The following is a 19078-nucleotide window of genomic DNA, read 5'->3' on the forward strand; positions in this document are numbered from 1 at the left end:
CACGGGCGGCTCAAAAGCCGGGGAGACGTCCCCGGCTTTTTTGTTGCAAGTACGCCAAAAAGTTACGATTCTTTCAAGCGACGCGGTGGGCGCTTACTGCATAATGCGGCGTCGCGTCAGATGTTTGGCGCGTGTCAGCCGTGGATCGATTTGCATCGACCGCCGCGGCGTTGTGGCCCCATTGGCCATCTATCGTCTTTCCGTTCCACCGACATGTCCGCCAGCCTCGCCCGTCAGACCGCATCGCCGATGCGGTGTCCGCCATCCCGCCACCGGGTTTTCAGCGGGGGCGCAGCACCTCGAGCGGCATGGGCGGGCTGAACGCATGTCGCCGCAACTCCCAAGCCGTTTTTCGAGTGGTTTTCCGATCCGTTTGCCGCAGTCCCGCAATGGACAGATCGCGCTCGCGCTCGCCGTCGTGTATCTCGTGTGGGGCTCGACCTATCTCGCCGTGCACGTCGCGCTCGGTTCGTTTCCGCCCTTGCTGCTCTCGGGGCTGCGCAACCTGTTTGCCGGGGTAGGGCTTTTCATCTTCGCGGCTCGCCGCAATCCGGTCTGGCCGAGTGCGAGTGAAATCCGCAATGCCGGTATGGTCGGCACGATGCTGGTTGGCTTGTCGAGCGGCATGCTGGCCTACGGCATGCGCACCGTCGGCACCGGCACTGCTGCTGTGATGGTCGCGACCGTGCCGCTGTTCGCGACGGTGATCGCGGCGGTGGCGGGGCGCAAGATCGGCAGAGGCGAATGGTTCGCGGTCGGCCTCGGGTTGGTGGGCATCGCGATTCTGAGCCACGGCGACAGCGCGCCGGGCTCGGCGGGCGGGAGCCTGGCGATCCTGTGCGGTGCGCTTTTCTGGGCAGGCGGCGCGCATCTGGCCGGACGGCTGAAGCTGCCGTCGGACCTGTTTCTATCGACGTCGTTGCAGATTGGCCTTGGCGGCGCGATGTCGACGATGGTCGCCTTGGTGTCCGGCGAGCGGATGATGGAAGTGCATTTTCTGCCGGTGCTGGCCTTCGTCTACCTGATGCTGATCGGGACGATGACCGCTTATGTCGCGTACGGCTTTCTGATCCGGCATACGAGCCCGATCATCGCCAGCAGCTGCATGTACGTGAATCCGGTGGTTGCGGTGGCGCTTGGTGCGGTATTGCTCGGCGAGCCGGTTACGCATTCGACGGTGATCGCGACGATCGTGATTTTGGCCAGCGTGGGCCTGTCTTTCTGGTTCGATTACCGGAAGAAGGGTATCGCCTGAGGAGGGGCGGCGGGCTGTTGTCTGCTGCCCATCGCACGCTCTACGGTCTTTGGTCTCCGCGTTTCGCTGCTTCAGAGCGCCGCCGCCACCTCCGCGCCCTCGCGAATCGCGCGTTTCGCATCCAGTTCGGTTGCCACCTTTGCGCCGCCGATCACGTGATAGCGCGGACCGTTCGCACCATTCGAGCCTTTAACGTTGTTCGCGCTGTTGGCCTCATTCGCGCCGTTTGACCTACCGGCAGTTCGTGCCGCCGTCTCCGGAACCAGGTTGCGCAAGGATTCCTGTCCCGCGCACACGACGATCGTGTCCACGTCGAGCCATTCTTCGGCACCTTCGCGCGCAATCTTCAAACCGCGCTCGCTGATTTCCAGATACGACACGCCGCCGAGCATCTTCACCCCGTTTCTCGCCAGCGTCGCGCGATGTACCCAGCCGGACGTCTTGCCGAGCCCCATGCCAAGCTTGCCCGGCTTGCGCTGCAGCAACCAGATCTCGCGGAACGGCTGCACTGGCGACGGCGCTTTCAAACCGCCGCGTTCTCGCACCGTGAGATCGACACCCCATTCGTCGAGCCATGTATCGCGCGGCATCGGCAGAGGATCGCCGGAACGATGCAGCAAAAACTCGCTGACATCGAAGCCGATCCCGCCCGCGCCGATCACCGCGACGCGGCGTCCCACCGGCGCACCGCGCAATACGTCCACATAAGACAGCACGTTAGACCCGTCGATGCCGGCAATCGCCGGGCTGCGCGGCACGATGCCCGTGGCGACGATCACGTCGTCGTAACCGCCTGCCGCGAGCAGCGCCGGATCGACGCGCGTATCGAGCCGCACGTCGACGCGATGCCGCTGCAACTGGCTCTGAAAATAGCGGATCGTTTCGCTGAATTCTTCCTTGCCCGGCACGCGCATCGCCAGATTGAACTGACCGCCTATGGTTGCGCTCGCATCGAACAGCGTCACGCGATGCCCGCGCGACGCCGCAACCGTCGCCGCGGAAAGTCCCGCCGGACCCGCGCCGACTACCGCAACCGAACGCGCTGCCTGCGGGGTTGGGACCGGCTTGTAAATCAACTCGGTCTCGCGTCCCGCACGGGGATTCACGAGGCAAGTCGCGCGCTGGTTCTTGAACGTGTGATCGAGGCAGGCCTGATTACAGGCGATACAGGTGTTGATTTCGTGCGCGCGCCCTTCGGCGGTCTTCAGCACGAACTCGGGGTCGGCGAGAAGCGGCCTTGCCATCGACACCAGATCACCCGCGCCCTGAGCGAGCAGTTCTTCGGCGACCTCGGGCGTATTGATGCGGTTCGACACGATCACCGGCACCTTGACCGCAGCCTTCAGCCGCGCGCTCAGCGCGGCGAATGCAGCACGCGGCACCGAGGTTACGATGGTCGGCACCCGTGCTTCGTGCCAGCCGATTCCCGTGTTGAACATCGTTACGCCGGCGGCTTCGAGCGCCTGGGCGATCTGCACGGTTTCTTCCCAGGTGTTGCCGCCTTCGACCAGATCGATCAGCGAGAGCCGGTACACCACGATAAAGCGTTCGCCGCATGCTGCGCGCACGCGCTCGACAATCTCACGCGCGAGCCGCATGCGGTTCTCGATGCTGCCGCCGTAGCGGTCGGTACGCTGGTTCGTGCGCGGGCACAGGAACTGGTTGAGCAGATAGCCTTCGCTGCCCATGATCTCGATGCCGTCGTAACCGGCGCGCTGAGCGAGGCGCGCGCAGCGTGCATAGTCGCGCACGGTCCGCGCAATGCCGGCTTCGGTGAGCGCACGAGGTTTGAACTTCGAGATTGGTGATTTGAGCGCTGACGCGGACACGACGAACGGTTGGTACCCATAGCGGCCCGCATGCAGGATCTGCAGCGCGATCTTGCCGCCTTCGGCATGCACGGCTTCGGTCAGCAAGCGGTGATTGCGCAGATCGAACACTGAATTCAGCGTGCCGCCGAAGGGGAGCAGCCAGCCTTGCCGGTTCGGCGAGATTCCGCCAGTGACGATCAGGCCGACGCCGCCTCTTGCGCGCTCGCGGAAATACGCGGCCAGTTTCGGGTAGTTCCAGAAACGGTCTTCCATGCCGGTGTGCATTGAACCCATTACGACGCGGTTGCGCAGGCGAGTGAAGCCGAGGTCGAGTTCGGCGAGTAAGTGTTGGTATGGCATGCAGGGGGGCGCGCAAATATTGGTTGTGCGCGAACAATACACTGCTCAGTGGTCTAACTCTCCGAGGGACAATTCTAATTCGCGAAACGCAATGCTCTGTAAGAGGTTATTTTGGTGCTTGAAGCCATGTCGGAGCTGTTTGCCTATGGCGCTGGCCTTTGCTTGATTTTTTTGCCTTCGCTGCGCTTTGTCTGTTGGCCTACGGCGTTGGCCTTTCCTTGTTTTCTTATTGGTTTATTAGCGTCGCCCCTGTGCGGGGCAGGCACTTACTTCTCTTTGCCGGCCGTGCAAAGAGAAGTAAGCAAGAGAAAGCGGCTCCAACCGCTAATTCTTAAGCGGGTCTCCTGGCTTGGAGGGGGTAGTGGTGCATCTGGAATCTGTGCCCTCGCACATTCGGCGCGAGTGACAAGGCAGTCATACTTCCGGCGGCGCTGCGCGCGCCGAAGCGTATTTCATAAAACCAGCGGCTCGGTTTTGGGCGCCGACTTCACTCGACGCCGCGGCTCGCTGTTGCATCCTCAACGTTTCCGCAATGGGTCGCGCTTCATTCGGCCAGCGCTTCATTCGAAGTGCGAATTCTCACCTGCATGCGCTGACGCGACTCGTCGGCCGCTCGGGGCGCCAAGCGGCGCTTCCCGAAACAGATTTTTCGGCACCTCGCCAGGACGAAGCCGATGGCCCCCACGGACCTCGACCGAAACCCTTGGTTTCCCATGCAAACCCATCCGCGACGCACGCAGTGCGGAGTGGGAGCTGATGAGCGCTTTGTCACTCACGCCGAATGTGCGAGGGCACGGATTCCAGATGCACCACTACCGCAACTGTGCGGGGGACCCGCTTAAGAGTTGGCGGTTGGAGCCGCTTTCTCTTGCTTACTTCTCTTTGCGGCGGCAAAGAGAAGTAAGTGCCCGCCCCGCACAGGGGCGACGCTAATAGACCAATAAGAAAACAAGGAAAGGCCAACGCCGCAGGCAAACAGACAGCAAGCGCCAAGCAGGCAAACGAATCAAGGAAAGGCCAAAAATCCAGATCAAGGAAAGGCCAACGCCGCAGGCATACAGACGAACAAGCGCCGCGAAGGCAAAACCCCTAACTTTTAACCCTAACAGAAAGCCTCAAATGATTCCAAGCCGCCAGCCCGGCAAACCCAACCCCAGCAACACTAACCCCAACCCACCCAAAGGTCGGCCAAACCAAAGCGCCGACCCCAGACCCAACGGCACCGCCAATAAAATAAGCCACCATATAAACCGTATTCACGCGACTCCGCGCTTCAGGCTTCAACGCGTAAATCCGCGATTGATTGGAAATCTGCGCGGCCTGCACACCGATATCGAGAATGACCACACCAATCACCAATCCAGCAATACTCTTCGCCGACAAGGCAAAAACAACAAACGAAATCGCCACCAGCACAATCGACACCGTGATAATCGCCTGCGGTCCGCGTCGGTCGGAAAACTTGCCGGCGAGCGGCGCGGCCATCGCCCCCGCCGCGCCGACGATCCCGAACAGGCCGGCGGCCTGCGGCCCAAGATGAAACGGTGCGCCCGCCAGCAATAACGCCAGCACCGACCAGAAAATGCTGAACGCCGCAAACATCGCCGCCCCGGTCAACGAGGCTTCACGCAGCGCGCGATGCTCGACCACCAGGTGCCACATCGAGACCATCAGCTTGCCGTACGGCAACGTCGACGTCGGCTTGCTCTTCGGCAGACGCATGATGATCACCACCGCCAGCACCAGCAGCGCGACGACCGAAGCGCCAAATACCGCGCGCCAGCCGAAATACTCGCCGACAATGCCCGCGGCAGTCCGTGCCAGCAAGATCCCCAGCAACAGTCCACTCATCACCGTGCCAACGGCATGGCCGCGCTCAGATGCAGGCGCGAGTTCGGCCGCGAACGGCACGGCCTGCTGCGCGATGGTGGCGAGCACGCCGATAGCCAGGCTCGCGACAATCAGCACCGACAGCGTCGGCGCCGCGGACGCCAGTACCAGCGCAATGCACATGCCGGCGATCTGCAACAGGATCAGGCGGCGTCGATCGAAGCGGTCGCCGAGCGGCGCCAACAACAGCATCCCGGCCGCGTAGCCGAGCTGCGTCACGGCCGGCACCGCGCCGACCCACGACGCGCCGTTCGGAAACGACTGCCGGAAATCGTCGAGCAGCGGCTGGTTGTAATAGATGTTTGCGACTGCCACACCGGCAATCGTCGCGAGCAGAAGCAGCAAGCCGCGCAAAGACCGGTCGGCGGAAGCGGGAGTAGAAGCTTCGGATGTGGACATGAGAGGGGACCATCGACGGACCGGCCCATGCACGGTCCTCAAGCGTGCCGATCATACCGGAGCAGGAAAGATCGTGCTGACGGTCGCCCAGGCTTCGTCCGGCGCCTCGGCGACGTCAACGCGAAACGACAGCGAACAAGCTGTGGCTCAGGTGTGGCACGAACTTGGGACAGGTCCGAAATATGCGCTAACGAGCGTGGCGTAGCGGCCCTCGCACGCCTCGCAGACAAAATGAGATGGTCGTTCGGTTTTCGTTCGTAGAATCGGCGCGCGCAATAAGATCCATTACGTGACCGATTTCATGAACACAAGCTCGAAACCCGAACCCCGACGAATCAGCGGCTGGCTGCTCATCGTCCTCACCTGCCTCGCCGCATGGGCCCTTTCTACCGCAGTCGCATTGCGCGATCCGCTCAAGCTCATGCTCGAATGGGAACTCCTGGCAATATTCGTGCGCCCGGAAACGCACGGCTGGTATCGCACCGTGATCGCGATGGTCGGCTGTGACGTGATCATCGGGTCGTTCATCGTTGCCGGCGCAGGCTGGTTGGCGCTGCTCGTGCGGCGCAAATCGGCAAGCTTTCCAGTGCAGGCGCAGGCGTGGCTGTTGGCCATCGTCGTCATGCGAACCATCGCCTACCTGCTCGGCGACCACATGACCCACACCATTGGCATCGCCATCACTATTCCATTCGATGGCTTCGTTCAGGCCGTCGTCGCCGCCGCGCTCGGGATACCGTATTTCAGGCTGTCCCGGCGCGTACAGCAAACTTTCGTCGCCGCCTGAATGGGCGAGGCGGCACCGTCAATCGATCAACTCGCCTTCGGATTCGTAAAACGGATACGGTCCATCGGCTTTATCAACATACGCATGGTGCGTGACGATGCCCGTCGCCGGATCGTAGCGATGCAGCGCATACGCGGGCGGCTCCATCACAAATGCGGAGGGCCCATCTTCGCTCAGATCGAGCCCGACCTGGTGCGCGGGCGCCGGTACCGTCGACGCAATCGTGCCGCCAAAACGCACGAACATCGGCCGATGTACATGGCCGCAGATCACCCGTTCGACGTTCGGATAACGCGCAATCAACGCGGCGAGCTTGTCGGCGGCAGCGGGGTCGAGTCGCAATTCATCCATGTGCCCGATGCCGCAAACGAACGGCGGATGATGCAACGCGACCACCGTCGGTTTGCCTTGTGCCGCATCGAGTTGCGCCTCGAGCCACGCGAGCCTTGAGTCGCACAGATTGCCGGCGCCTTGGCCCGGCACCATCGAATCGAGCGCGATCAGCCGCAGCGGTCCGACATCGACCGTGTATTGCACGAATTCGCCACCACTGTGCAATTCGGCGCGATCGGGAAACGCCGCGCGCAACGCAACACGTTCGTCGTGATTGCCGACCATCAGGAAGTAGGGAATCTCAAGCGGCGCGAGCAGGGTTTTGAGGTGCTCGTACTGCTCCGGATCGCCCTGATCGACGAGGTCGCCAGTCATGATCACAGCGTCGGGGCGCGGCTCCAGCGCATTGAGCGCGGCGACAGTACGCGCGAGGTAGGCGCCGGTGTCGACGCGGCGGTAAGCCAGCGCGCCGGGCCGTTTGATATGCAGGTCGCTAATTTGAGCCAGCAGCATGGCAATGTCCTCTTTTATGGCGCGCTAAAAACACAGCGCTGTCTTATTACGATAGCGCAATCAGCGCGTCCTGCGCGATCGAAATCCCAACCGGCGTGCCGCGCGCGAGTTCTACCCGGCCCGCGACGTCGATCAGCAAAGCGTCCGGTGCGGCGCCGCCGATCGTCAGCCGGGTGCGCTCGCCGAGAAACGCCGTGTTTTCGATGTTGCCGCGCAATTGGGCGTTGGCCGGATCGGCGAGATAAGCGTCTTCAGGGCGAAAGAAAAATTCGTGTGCCGCGCTTGCGTGCGCGGGGCCTGAGGGCAGGGGTACAGCGCCGCCGGTCGTCGTCAGCAGGCCGTCGCGCAGTACGCCCGCCAGCCGGTTGATCGTGCCGATGAATTGCGCGACCGTGCGATTCGCCGGACGATAGTAGATGTCGCGCGGCGAACCGATCTGCTCGATGCGCCCGGCGCTCATCACGACGATGCGGTCGCCGAGCTCCATTGCTTCGGCCTGATCGTGGGTCACGTAGACGGTTGTGATGCCCAACTCGCGCAGCAGCGTATTCATCTCGCTGCGCAAGGTGTCGCGCAAACGCGCGTCGAGTGCGGTGAGCGGTTCGTCGAGCAGCAGCACGCGGGGTTGCACGGCGAGTGCGCGCGCCAATGCAACGCGCTGGCGCTGACCGCCCGAGAGCTGATCGATCGGTTTGTCCGCGTGGGCGGTGAGACGCATCATCGCGAGCAATTCGTCGACGCGTTGCCGTGCGGTTTCAACCGGCACCCGTTTGATCTTCAGTCCGTAGCCGATGTTGCCGCGCACGGTCAGGTTCGGAAATAGCGCGTAGCTCTGGAACACCATGCCGACCTGGCGTTTTTCGATCGGCAGCGCGGTGACGTCTTCATCGCCGAACGCGATGCGGCCGCCGGCATCAGGTGTTTCGAGGCCCGCGATCATGCGCAACGTGGTGGTCTTGCCGCAACCGGACGGGCCGAGCAGGACCAGCGTCTCACCGGCGCCGATGTGCAGATCGAGCGGTTCGAGCACACGCGTGCCGCGAAACGTTTTCGCGCATTGCGTGAGCGTGATGGGGACGGAGTCGAGTTTCATGGCGTGGACGTCGGGGTAGGCTTCGAACGGGAGGCAGCGATGCGCTTTTTCCCCGCGCTGCGCTGGCCGGTCGCATCGACGCCGAGCCATTGCATCGCGACGAGCAGCGGCATCGTCATGATGAAAAACAGAATCGTGTAGGCGCTGCCGATTTCGATGCGTAATGACGCGTAGGTGTCGGCGAGACCGACCGGCAGCGTCTTGGTGTCGGGCGTGTGCAGCATCCACGTCAGGTTGAATTCGCCGATCGAAAGCGTCAGCACCGCCAGCGCACCGGCGACGATCCCTGGCCGCGCATTCGGCAGCACGATCGTAACGAAGCGTTGAAAGAAGCTCGCGCCGAGGCTCGCCGCGCCTTCTTCGAGCGCGCGCAGATCGCTGCTCGCGCACACGGCAGCAACCGCGCGCACCATGAACGGCAACGTAAACACCACGTGCCCGACGACGATAAACGCGACGCTCATGCGAAACATTGTGAAGCCGCCGTAGACCACCAGCAGCGCAAGCGCGGAAGCGAGGCCGGGCAGGGCGATCGGCAGCACCAGAAACTCTTCGATGATGCGCGAAAGCCGCGTCTTGCTGCGCGCAAGCACGTAGCCTGCGGGCACGCCGGTCAGCAGCGTGATCAGCAAGGTCGCCGCGGCCACTTCGAGCGAGAGAAATACCGAACCGTGATACTGCGTCCACACTTCGCTGAGCCAGCGCAGCGTGAGTCCGCTCGATACGCCTTTGAAGTAGTTGACGGTGAGCCCGGCCATGATCGACATCACGACCGGCACGATCAGAAACGCGCACAGCAGCAGCGTAACGACCCACTGACCGGCTGCCAACCACGTGCGCGACGTGGGTAGCCTGAGCCGCCGCACGCGCGGCTTGGCAGCCGGCTGAAGGGGAGCACTGATGGAATTCATCGACGTCTTGTCATCGGGTTTGGACACACCGCTCATGCGCTTGCCGCGACAGCTGAGCCGCTCACGCTGCGAGCGAACGCCAGCACGGCCCATGTGACGATGCCGAGCACGATCGAGAGACCCGCGGCCGTCACCATGTTCGCGTTCAGCGTGAACTCGGTGTAGATGGTCATCGGCAACACGTCGATGTCGGTGGCCAGTGTGAAGGCGGTGCCGAAGGCGCCCATCGAGGTCGCGAAACATACCGCGCCTGCCGCGATCAATCCGGGCGACAACGCGGGCAACACGATGTCGCGCGTAATACGCCACGGCGATGCGCCGAGCGAACGCGCGGCTTCTTCGAGCGAGGCATCGAGCTTGGTCGCCGACGCCATGACGGTGACGATCACGCGGGGAATCGAGAAGTACAGGTAGCCGAGAAAGAGGCCGCTCATCGAGTAAGCGAACACCCAGCGGTCGCCAGTGAGTTTTAACGACAACGCGCCGATCAAACCCTGGCGTCCTGCCAGCATGATCACCATGAAGCCGACCACGACGCCTGGGAATGCCAACGGAAACGTCAGCAGCGCGAGCAGCGTTCGCTTGAGTGGAAACTCACGGCGCGCCAGCAGCAAGCCGGCGATCACCGAGAGCACCAGCGTCGCCGCCGTGACCGCTGCGGACAACACGACGGTCGCGCCGAGGCTCGACATGTAGCGTGGATTCGTCAGCATCGCGCGATAGGTCGCGAACGCGTGGCCGTCGCCGCTGATTTGCGCGAGCGCACCCATCGGCAGCAGCCAGAACGCGATGAAAACCGCCAGCGCCGGCGCGATCAACGCGATGCGCCAGCGCAGCGGGAACGTGACGTCGTTCAATGCATCACCTGTAAATAGCGCTCACCGAAGCTCGACTGCTTCTCGGCCATTTTGCCGAAGTCGACTGGCTTGGCGCGCGCATAGTCGCTTGCGGGCAGGAATTTGGCGGCGGTTTCCGGGCTCATTGCATTCGCGCGCACCGGACGCAGATAGGCTTCAGCCCACAGTTTCTGGCCTTCGTCCGACAGTACGAAATCGAGCACCTTCTTGCCGTTCGCTTCATGCGGCGCACCCTTCACGAGACTCATCACGTACGGCACCGAAATCGTGCCTTCCTTCGGGATCACGAATTCGACGTTGGCGTGATCCTTGTACTTCGCGCGGTAGGCGTCGAAGTCGTAGTCGAGCAAGATCGGGATCTCGCCCGACATCACGCGTGCATAGGCGGTCTGCTTCGGCACGATCGGCGCGTTGGCCTTCAGTTTGCGGAACCAGTCGAGACCCGGCTCGAAGTTATCGAGTGTGCCGCCGAGCGCCTGATTCACCGCGACCGCACCCGCATAGCCGACAAACGCGCTCGACGGATCGAGGTAGCCGATCATGCCTTTGTACTCGGGCTTCAGGAGATCGGCCCACGAACGCGGGACCGGTTTGCCTTCAAGCGCGTCCTTGTTGACGAAAAAGCCCAGTGTGCCCGAGTGGATCGAGAACCAGTAGCCTTGCGGGTCCTTCATGTTCGCCGGAATGTCGTCCCAGTGCGCGGGCTTGTACGGCTGGATGACGCCTTTGTCCTTCGCCTGGAACGCCGACGACACGCCGAGATAGACCACGTCCGCAACCGGGCTCTTCTGCTCGGCCATCAGTTGCGCAATCGATTGGCCGGAGTTCTTGTTGTCGAACGGCACGCGGATGCCGGTCTTTTGCTGGATCGCTTTGATCTGGCTCGCCCAGTCGGCCCATTCGGGCGGGCAGTTGTAGCAGATCGCGGTTTCGTCGGCATGGGCCGCTTGCGGCGCGAGGGCTGCGAGCGCGGCGCTGACGATCATGCCGGCCGACAGCGCGGTGGCCGCGGTGCGGGCGAGGCGGCGCCAGAGCGGCTTGATCGAAGAAGCAAAGCGTGTTGAAGAGCGGATCACTGCGAGTCTCCTGGAGAGGAAGAGAGCGGGTGGTTCGGGGTTCGAACTAGATGACACAAATAGGATGTTGCCGAGCGGTGTTTCCAAACGATCAGTGCAAACCGTTCATAAAAAAACCGCATGGGCAAACAGACCAGGAGCACGCATACGTCTCACGCAAGCGGCTATGCAAACGGCCTCTCGGTAGCCGCCGAAGTTTCGTCGCGGTTCGAAATCGCCGCGATGGTGGCGCCTTCGCGCAAGCTGTGCGGCAACGTCAGCGTGAGCGACGGTACCCCTAATGTTTCGTAAGTGCCGGTTACGCGGGCCAGCAAACGGCGCCAGGCAGCGCAGCCGATCTCGCGATTCGGCGCGCAGACGCTTGCCAGCGGCGGCGACAGCAGTTCACCCATTGCGAGTCCGTCGAAGCCGAGAATCGACATGTCGTGCGGAATCTGCAGACGCGCACGGCGCAGGCCGCGCATCACGACCATGGCGAGCAGATCGTTGCTGCAGAAGAGGGCGGTCGGGCGGTTCGGACCGCTGGTCAGATGAGCGAGCACGGACGGCGACAGTTCATCGGCGTTGAAATCGACTTCGAGCGCGGGCGCAGGGGTGAGGCCGGCCTGCCGCATCGCCTGTGCGTAGCCAAGATGCCGCTGGCGGGCGCGGTCCGAGGCGGCGAGCGTGCCTGCGAGCATCAGGATGCGGCGATGGCCGTGCGCGATCAGCATGCGTACGCCATCGAACGCGGCGAGGCGGTTGTCGACCGAGACCGACGGACGCCGCACGGTGTCGTTATGCATCAGCACGTAGAGCAGGCCGGCGCGGTCGAGCTCGTCGAGCAACGGATGCGTGTCGGCATCGGCGACGGTCAGGATCAAACCTTCCACACGATGTTCACGCAGCGTTTCAATGGCGTGACGTTCGCGGTCGGCATCGTACTGGGTGGTCATCAGCATGAGCCGGTAGCCTTGCGCCGCGGCGAGCTCGTCGATGCCTTGCAGGCATTCGGCGAACACGGGGTTGGCGATTGTCGGCAGGATCACGCCGATGAGACGCGTGCGCTCGCCGCGCAACTGCCGACCTAGCGGGCTGGGGCGGAAGTTAAGGGCGTCGATGGATTGACGCACCTTGTCGAGCGTGACCGGGTTCACGGTGTGCGGCGCGTTGATCGCGCGTGAGACAGTGGCAATGGAGAAGCCCGCGTGGGCGGCGACATCTTTGATCGTTGGGATCATGGTTTCCGCTCGTCATGTAAACGTTTTCGTCAGCGGATTATCAGGAACGTTTGTGACTTGCGGATGACTCCAATTTTTGTCCTTGGCGGGCGAGGGTGGGGGCGGACTGCGACTGGATTGCGCCGGTTTGGTGCGCTCGCCGGGCAATGGTAGAATTCGCGTCCACATGCGGTTCTACCCCTGCCGGGGTGATGAAATTGGTAAACATAGCGGACTTAAAATCCGCCGCTTCACAGCTTGCCGGTTCGAGTCCGGTCCCCGGCACCAGGAAGTATTCCGCCCGATTCCAAGAAAGTCCTGAAACCCGCGATAGCTAAAGGCTTTGCGGGTTTTTTTGTTCCGATATGTTCTGGGGTTATCGATGTGCAGCCGGCGGTAATTGGTGGTGTTTTTGGTGGTATCTATCCGAATCTCTGCCATCTCGATCGGGAGATACCACAATGCCGCTTACCGACAAGCAAGTCAGGAACGCCCAATACAGTCTGGACGGCACAGGTACCCGACAACCTTGGCGCGGCTTATAACCGGACGAAATTCATCAAGGAGCGGCGCGCGATGATGCAGAAGTGGGCCGATTATCTGGACTTGCTCAAGGTGGGGGCGCAAGTCATTTCTATTGGGACCGCGAGCGCTGAGAGATTGCCGCGGAACCGGTCTGCCTCCCGGCGGTGATTGCGCGAAAGCGCGCCGATCGGGTAGGGTGGTCAACGGAGAGTGCACACCTTCTGTTTCAGATACGAATCCGCGTCATCGACGGCCGTCTTCGCCAAGACTTCGAACGGTGGTACCCCGGCCTTACCGCCAACCACGCGACCCTCCAACTCAGCGCCTGACCCCATCAAATAGAACGCTCTCACCGAGCGCTCTCATGCCGTGCGGAAAGCATCTGACTATTGCCATTCATGAGAAGACTATTTGCTTGAATGGCGCGTGACGGCACGCGCAGCATTCCCGACAATACGTATCACGACGGGTCGTAGCGCTGGCTGGTGCGACACTGGACTCCTCATCCGGTCTTCCCGCCGTACTCCTACATTCGCGCTAACAGCGGGGCGAAAGTGCCTTGAGACCTGCGCAAATGGAGTCGCGCACGGATCGACTGCTGCAAAGCCGCCAGACAGCTAACCCAGTCAGTGTGACGCGTGCTTCCGAGCAGGACTGGCGCCTAATTTGCGGTGTCAACGCCCTCTCGCGGCCATCACCCTCTGCGACTTTGCTTTCTCAACTGACGTGCGTCGCATCATGTTGACTTTGGCGTTTCGCATTACGCCCGAGCGTGCCGGTCAGAACGATGACGCAGATCTGGCCGAAGAATGCCAACGGGCAGCTTCACTTCAGGGTGTTGAGCATCCGTGTTAGGTTTTTCATGGTCCCTGCCGGATAGACCGTCGAGGGACCGATATTTCATAACGTCTCAGGATAGTTTGTGGCTTTCGAACATCGTGGTTTTTGGGTGACTGCCGATGCTGTGGCGGATGAGCTTGGCGTTCAGTGGGTATGTCATGCCATTATCGAACGTACCGACGGTGATGCGAAGAAGGGCGCGCCCGCAAGCATCGAACTAACTATTCCCAGGGCTAAGATTGATCCTTTGATGGCGATCAGCGCACTTGAGCACAAATCCCGGGCCTCCATCGATGATTGGCACGAAACAGGGCAAGCATAGGGGCAGATCTTCATTCACTTTGGCAGCCCTGCGTCGGCGCACGACCTGCGGGTTCCAGCTCAAATACGCACTAGTTGATGTCTTGGCCAAAGCCGCGCACCAGTTGGCACTGGCCGACAGTTCGCAATCAAGGCATCCGGTACTGCCGAGCGGCGCCCTGAGCGGTTCTGCACCACATGCGGCGTGACCTTCAGATCCATACGGATTGCGATAACCAAATAGGTAGCCAACGCGGTACGCCGATCGTTTAGAACTGCAGTTAAAGCAGCGAGGCGGTCGACTGGAGTGTGGCTCCATGGTCCTACCTGTACAGCCACATGCGGGCGGAGACGCGCCAATAGTCCTCAGGATCACGTGCGGACCGAGCCAAAGCCTTTGCCGCGCACGTCGTCTATTGAACAAGAGGTCAAGAGGGAAATCGTGTCCTTAGTGCGCTCATGCAGCAAGTTCAATGTGGCCTTGCACGCTCTTCGCTTCACAATTGTGCCGCCGTTCAACATACTCAGCCGGTGTCCTGTTCAAGGCCGGCAATGATGGATCTCTCATCTCGGAGGTATTGCGCGAGCGCGTTGAGCGAGTGCGCTAATGACCTCAACTCAAACCGGTTCGAAGGTTGGAGGATTGCGGTCTCTTTGCTCTGCTTGATTGCTCGTCTCTATTGTTCGCCGCGGCTGACGAAAAGATCGACAACGATCGTCTCAAGCTCTGTTGCTCCGCCACGAACACTCCGTGCCGCCGGACACTATTTTTCTTTTGGATTTTTTTGTTCAAACTAACTCCACTCAACTGAGACGTCAGCCCACGCATTTTCATGGACTTGCAGTTTGGTACGGCGCTCTGCGGCGGTTGCTAAGCGCGATAGTCCAACTCATGCCGGGATATGTGGACGTCTATTCAACATACTTTACTACCATTTTTGACTGACTTATGACCATGAAAATTCTCGCGTTCGCTGGTAGTACTCGAAGCAACTCACTTAACCAGAAGCTCCTCGATATCGCTGCGCTAGGTGCCATCGAGTCAGGCGCACAAGTGACGCATATCCATCTGGGCGACTATCCGCTGCCTTTCTACGACGGCGATCTCGAAGGCAAATCCGGACTGCCTGAAAAAGCAGCCGCCCTGCAAGATCTGGTCGCGGAAAGTGACGCCCTGCTGATAGCGTCTCCGGACTACAACGGCGGATACAGTGCAGTCCTCAAAAACGCCCTTGACTGGACAGGCCGCCCCAACGGAGATGGTCACTCTGGTCTGGCCCACTTTGCGAACAAAGCGGCGGCTGTGGTATCGGCGTCTCCCGGACCGCTCGGCGGCTCGCGTGGTCAGCTCGCAATTCGTGGAGTGCTCGACAAATTGGGCATGCTGGTTATCCCTCAGTCGTTCTCCCTCGGTCTCGCTCACGAGGCGTTCGATAAGACGCACCGATTGCGTGATGCGCGAGCAGATGCCATGGTCCGCGCGGTGGGGGCGGCCCTTGCAGAGACGGTCCGTAAGCTCAAAGGCTGATGTCGATCGCCGCAAAGCGTGAAAACCCCTCCCGTAGACGACCACCATGGCCGGCAGGACGCCAACGCATCGCTCGTTGACTTTCCGGATTCGCGCAACGATCGATTTGACCGCATCGTGTCAGCCGCGTGAGCGTCGAGCGACACCCTTGAATCACCTTAGGTGTCGGAACGAGGGCTTGGCTCCAGAGGGCCGCCGGCCGTCGCGATGGGCGCCTGGCGGAGAAGGAAATGGAGTTACGAGAATGTCAACCGAGAAACTGGAATTTCCGGGACCTTCCGGCCAAAAACTATCCGGTCGCCTTGACAGACCGGACCAGCCGCCGCGCGCGTACGCCCTGTTCGCGCATTGCTTCACATGCGGAAAAGACATCGTGGCCGCAAACCGGATTGCACAGGGGCTGGCGGCGCACGGAATAGCAGTCCTCCGTTTCGACTTCACAGGAATCGGAGCAAGCGAAGGTGACTTCTCTGAGACTAACTTTTCCTCCAACAGCCTTGACCTCATCGCCGCAGCAGATTTTTTGCGCTGCAAGTACCGCGCCCCAACGCTTATGATCGGCCATAGCCTGGGAGGCGCGGCCGTTCTCGCTTCGGCGTCAAGCATCCCCGAAATTCGTGCGGTCGTAACGATTGCGGCGCCCAGCGATCCGGCGCATGTCACGGGCCAGTTTGGCGCTCATCTCTCGCAAATCGATGCGCTTGGCGAGGCGCTGGTGGATGTTGCTGGTCGAGTCTTCAAAATTAAGCGGCAGTTCATCGCCGACGCACAAGAACACTGTCTAACGGACAGTATCGCGCAGCTGAGGCGAGCTCTTCTGGTCATGCACGCACCCGGTGATACGACCGTTGGAATCGAGAACGCCAACGCCATTTTTAAAGCTGCAAAGCATCCGAAGAGCTTCGTCTCCCTGGGCAACGCCGATCATCTGGTTACACGAAAAGAAGACGCACTTTACATAGCCAACGTCATTGCAGCATGGAGCGAGCGTTATCTCCGGTCAGTCTAGAACTGCGCTCCGCGGTGTCCGCGAGAAACGTTGAGGCTTCCACGCCTGCATAAAAAAAAGCCGCCGAAGGGTCTGCGTCGCTTTCAAATTCAACGAGGTGCTCCCGGTGCCGGGATGCCCGATAGCGCATTCGAGCGATTCGGAGACAGTCGAAATGAAGCCTCTTACGATAGGTCTTTCCTGGGTGGCCGTGGGGGTTGCCCGATGAATGCGCGCCGTCTTCCTCCTTCCGGAGAGGGCCTTGCCGCGGCCGCTCGCGAGGCGCTGCTGGGCTGGGCTCGCGGCGATGGCCTGAGCTGGCTTCACATATTCAAGACAGTGGCCGCTGCACTACTGGTCATGGGCCTGTCCATGCGTCTCGACCTGCCGTCTCCGCGCACGGCAATGGTGACGGTTTTCATTGTCATGCAGCCGCAAACGGGCATGGTGCTCGCCAAGAGTTTCTATCGCTTCGCGGGCACAGTGGTCGGCGCCGTCGTCACCTTGGCAATCACGGCCGTATTCGGTCAGGTGCCCGAACTTTTCCTGCTTTCAATTGCAATCTGGATTGGGTTTTGCACATTCGGGGCTGCATTGAATCGTAACTTCCGCTCTTACGGATTCGTGCTTTCGGGCTACACGACTGCGCTCATCGGCATTCCGGCGCTGGCGCACCCGGATGGCGTGTTTCTCGCCGCCACGACACGACTCTCAGAGCTGTCGATGGGCATTCTCTGCTCGGCCCTGGTCAGCTCCCTGGTGTTTCCCCGACGCGTCGCAGACACGCTGCGTGACGTCGTGCGCGGCCGCTACACGCGATTCACCCAACTCGTTACGGATACCTTTGCGGGGGCAAGTCAGCCCGAAAACGCAAGGGATCTTCACACGCGCTTTGCCGCCGATGTGGTAGCCCTCGAGGCGCTCAGTAGCGTGGCTGTCTTCGAAGACTGGGGCTCACGCAGGCGCGCCGGCCGGGTGGCGCAGCTGAATACCGAGTTCATGAATGTATCGACGCGCTTTCGCGCATTGCATCACTGGCTTGGCCGACTCCGCACGGAGGGAGGCACTGCGGCTGTCGCAGCGATTGAAAGCTGTCTGCGAGACGTTCCGCCACTCCTCGTCAAGCCAGACAACGAGCCCGTTCGCAGCGCGGCTGATGCTGCCCATGCCGAAGCTCAATTGCGGGCATTCAGGGAGGTACTGCACGCGCGGCTGGGTCTTGCGCGCGCGCAGTTTGTGGACCTCCCAGACGCATCACGCCTTGAATTCGACATCGCGGCTGAGCTGCTTGAGCGTTTTGTCGTCGAGATGCACGCCTACACGGAAACCTATTCATCCCTCTCTGCGGATTCAGACAAAAGGGAGCTGATGACAGGGCGCTTCGTCTCGAAGACGAACCTCGAGGCGGCCACCGTGTCCGGATTTCGCGCGGCCGCGGCGCTACTTCTGAGTGCTGCGCTCTGGTACGAAACCGCCTGGACGAGTGGGCCGGGCGCGGTGCTTAATACGGCGGTCAACAGCGCGCTTGTGGGCACCATGCCGCAACCGTCGGTCGCGGCCAGGCAGATGGCCCGGGGAACGCTCGTGGCCGCCATCGTCGCAATCGTGATGCTCTTTGGTGTCTACCCGCGCATTGACGGCTACGTGCTGCTGTGTTTAGTTCTCGCGCCGGCACTGATTTTCGGCGTCTACATGACCACGCGACCCGGTGGGATGGGCTTTGGCCTCGGCTACTGCATTTCATTCTGCGTGCTGGCAGGGCCCGACAATATGATGAACTACAACGTCGTGGGTGCGCTGAACGACGCGCTTGGCCTGGTCATATCGATGACTATCGTGACGGTGGCGAGTGCGGTCATCTTTCCGCCCGCGCGCCCGTGGCTGCGCAAGCGGCTTCTGCGTGATTTGCTGGACCAGGTGGTGGTCGCCTGTTCCCGCCGCCTGCCGCGCGCGCGACTCCAGCTGGAGAGTCATACCCGGGACCTGGCCCATCAGCTCACAGGGCTTTCTCCGGATGACCCTGAATTTCAGGCTACAGCGGCCAGCTGGATGTTCACCGTGCTCGATGTAGGTCACGCAGTGATTGAACTGCGCAATGGACTGGCAGCACTTCCCAAGGGCTGGAACGACGCAGAAGGGGTGTGCCGATGCGTGGTGGACGGTATTGCGCTCCTGTTTGATTCACCGACGGCGGCCCATCTAGCGGCTGCGCGCGAAGCGGTCGACCGGGCCGTGAGCGTCGTTCGCGATGCATCGCGGACCAAGCGGGCGTCGCGGGGCGCGCGCGCCAAGTTCGAGCGCATGTCAGGCTATCTCCACTTCATCCGCGTCACGTTGGCTGGCCTGCCGACACCCGATAACACTGACCCGCAGGAATGGCTGCAGGCGTTTCTTGCCCGCCACTGAAGCCGGC

Annotated in this window: 14 protein-coding genes and 1 tRNA gene; 7 read left to right on the forward strand and 8 right to left on the reverse strand. The window is 61.5% G+C overall.

Annotated elements, in window-relative coordinates:
• Positions 1-325: 325 nt before the first annotated feature.
• Positions 326-1255 (forward strand): EamA family transporter, encoded by a 930-nt coding sequence (locus GNZ13_RS10260; protein ID WP_172163109.1) that lies wholly within the window; start codon positions 326-328, stop codon positions 1253-1255.
• Between the two features lie 71 nt (positions 1256-1326).
• On the opposite strand, the gene GNZ13_RS10265 is transcribed toward GNZ13_RS10260, so the two are convergent.
• Positions 1327-3426 carry an NADPH-dependent 2,4-dienoyl-CoA reductase gene (locus tag GNZ13_RS10265; RefSeq protein ID WP_172163111.1) on the reverse strand — a complete coding sequence of 700 codons (2100 nt, stop codon included), beginning with the start codon at positions 3424-3426 and terminating at the stop codon, positions 1327-1329.
• A gap of 1089 nt (positions 3427-4515) precedes the next feature.
• Positions 4516-5715 (reverse strand): MFS transporter, encoded by a 1200-nt coding sequence (locus tag GNZ13_RS10270; RefSeq protein WP_172163113.1) that lies wholly within the window; start codon positions 5713-5715, stop codon positions 4516-4518.
• Positions 5716-6016: 301 nt separating this feature from the next.
• On the opposite strand from GNZ13_RS10270, the gene GNZ13_RS10275 reads away from it, so the two are divergent.
• Positions 6017-6502 carry a DUF2569 domain-containing protein gene (locus GNZ13_RS10275; protein ID WP_172163115.1) on the forward strand — a complete coding sequence of 162 codons (486 nt, stop codon included), beginning with the start codon at positions 6017-6019 and terminating at the stop codon, positions 6500-6502.
• Positions 6503-6520: 18 nt separating this feature from the next.
• Here GNZ13_RS10275 and GNZ13_RS10280 read toward each other — a convergent pair whose 3' ends face one another.
• The 6 genes from GNZ13_RS10280 to GNZ13_RS10305 all read right to left on the reverse strand — a co-directional run bounded on the left by GNZ13_RS10280 (position 6521) and on the right by GNZ13_RS10305 (position 12505).
• On the reverse strand, positions 6521-7348 hold the full coding sequence (locus GNZ13_RS10280) for a phosphodiesterase (RefSeq protein WP_172163118.1): 828 nt from the start codon (positions 7346-7348) through the stop codon (positions 6521-6523).
• 46 nt (positions 7349-7394) lie between these two features.
• Complete coding sequence (locus tag GNZ13_RS10285; RefSeq protein WP_172163121.1) at positions 7395-8441, reverse strand: ABC transporter ATP-binding protein; 1047 nt, start codon at positions 8439-8441, stop codon at positions 7395-7397.
• On the reverse strand, positions 8438-9352 hold the full coding sequence (locus GNZ13_RS10290; protein ID WP_172163207.1) for an ABC transporter permease: 915 nt from the start codon (positions 9350-9352) through the stop codon (positions 8438-8440). The genes GNZ13_RS10285 and GNZ13_RS10290 overlap by 4 nt, the downstream gene beginning before the upstream one ends.
• A gap of 32 nt (positions 9353-9384) precedes the next feature.
• A complete protein-coding gene (locus GNZ13_RS10295; RefSeq protein ID WP_074282840.1) occupies positions 9385-10209 on the reverse strand; it encodes an ABC transporter permease in 825 nt (274 codons plus the stop codon).
• Positions 10206-11285, reverse strand: a complete 1080-nt coding sequence (locus GNZ13_RS10300; protein WP_172163124.1) for an ABC transporter substrate-binding protein — start codon at positions 11283-11285, stop codon at positions 10206-10208. Before GNZ13_RS10300 ends, GNZ13_RS10295 begins: the two co-directional genes overlap by 4 nt.
• A gap of 164 nt (positions 11286-11449) precedes the next feature.
• On the reverse strand, positions 11450-12505 hold the full coding sequence (locus GNZ13_RS10305; RefSeq protein ID WP_172163127.1) for a LacI family DNA-binding transcriptional regulator: 1056 nt from the start codon (positions 12503-12505) through the stop codon (positions 11450-11452).
• Between the two features lie 182 nt (positions 12506-12687).
• On the opposite strand from GNZ13_RS10305, the gene GNZ13_RS10310 reads away from it, so the two are divergent.
• The 5 genes from GNZ13_RS10310 to GNZ13_RS10330 all read left to right on the forward strand — a co-directional run bounded on the left by GNZ13_RS10310 (position 12688) and on the right by GNZ13_RS10330 (position 19071).
• Positions 12688-12772, forward strand: a tRNA-Leu gene (locus tag GNZ13_RS10310).
• A 1159-nt stretch (positions 12773-13931) separates the two neighbouring features.
• Complete coding sequence (locus tag GNZ13_RS10315) at positions 13932-14171, forward strand: hypothetical protein (protein WP_172163130.1); 240 nt, start codon at positions 13932-13934, stop codon at positions 14169-14171.
• A 933-nt stretch (positions 14172-15104) separates the two neighbouring features.
• Complete coding sequence (locus GNZ13_RS10320) at positions 15105-15677, forward strand: NADPH-dependent FMN reductase (protein ID WP_236001923.1); 573 nt, start codon at positions 15105-15107, stop codon at positions 15675-15677.
• 244 nt (positions 15678-15921) lie between these two features.
• Complete coding sequence (locus GNZ13_RS10325) at positions 15922-16686, forward strand: alpha/beta hydrolase family protein (protein WP_172163136.1); 765 nt, start codon at positions 15922-15924, stop codon at positions 16684-16686.
• 204 nt (positions 16687-16890) lie between these two features.
• Positions 16891-19071 (forward strand): FUSC family protein, encoded by a 2181-nt coding sequence (locus GNZ13_RS10330; protein ID WP_172163139.1) that lies wholly within the window; start codon positions 16891-16893, stop codon positions 19069-19071.
• Positions 19072-19078 lie beyond the last annotated feature (7 nt).

This window comes from Paraburkholderia elongata (genome assembly GCF_013177735.1).
Taxonomy (GTDB): domain Bacteria; phylum Pseudomonadota; class Gammaproteobacteria; order Burkholderiales; family Burkholderiaceae; genus Paraburkholderia; species Paraburkholderia elongata.

Bases quoted from the DNA above. Each gene is read 5' to 3' on its own strand.
- GNZ13_RS10305 (WP_172163127.1), bottom strand. From the start codon at position 12,505: ATGATCCCAACGATCAAAGATGTCGCCGCCCACGCGGGCTTCTCCATT.
- GNZ13_RS10260 (WP_172163109.1), top strand. From the start codon at position 326: ATGTCGCCGCAACTCCCAAGCCGTTTTTCGAGTGGTTTTCCGATCCGT.
- GNZ13_RS10330 (WP_172163139.1), top strand. From the start codon at position 16,891: ATGAATGCGCGCCGTCTTCCTCCTTCCGGAGAGGGCCTTGCCGCGGCC.
- GNZ13_RS10285 (WP_172163121.1), bottom strand. From the start codon at position 8,441: ATGAAACTCGACTCCGTCCCCATCACGCTCACGCAATGCGCGAAAACG.
- GNZ13_RS10275 (WP_172163115.1), top strand. From the start codon at position 6,017: ATGAACACAAGCTCGAAACCCGAACCCCGACGAATCAGCGGCTGGCTG.
- GNZ13_RS10270 (WP_172163113.1), bottom strand. From the start codon at position 5,715: ATGTCCACATCCGAAGCTTCTACTCCCGCTTCCGCCGACCGGTCTTTG.
- GNZ13_RS10320 (WP_236001923.1), top strand. From the start codon at position 15,105: ATGAAAATTCTCGCGTTCGCTGGTAGTACTCGAAGCAACTCACTTAAC.
- GNZ13_RS10290 (WP_172163207.1), bottom strand. From the start codon at position 9,352: ATGAATTCCATCAGTGCTCCCCTTCAGCCGGCTGCCAAGCCGCGCGTG.
- GNZ13_RS10265 (WP_172163111.1), bottom strand. From the start codon at position 3,426: ATGCCATACCAACACTTACTCGCCGAACTCGACCTCGGCTTCACTCGC.
- GNZ13_RS10325 (WP_172163136.1), top strand. From the start codon at position 15,922: ATGTCAACCGAGAAACTGGAATTTCCGGGACCTTCCGGCCAAAAACTA.
- GNZ13_RS10280 (WP_172163118.1), bottom strand. From the start codon at position 7,348: ATGCTGCTGGCTCAAATTAGCGACCTGCATATCAAACGGCCCGGCGCG.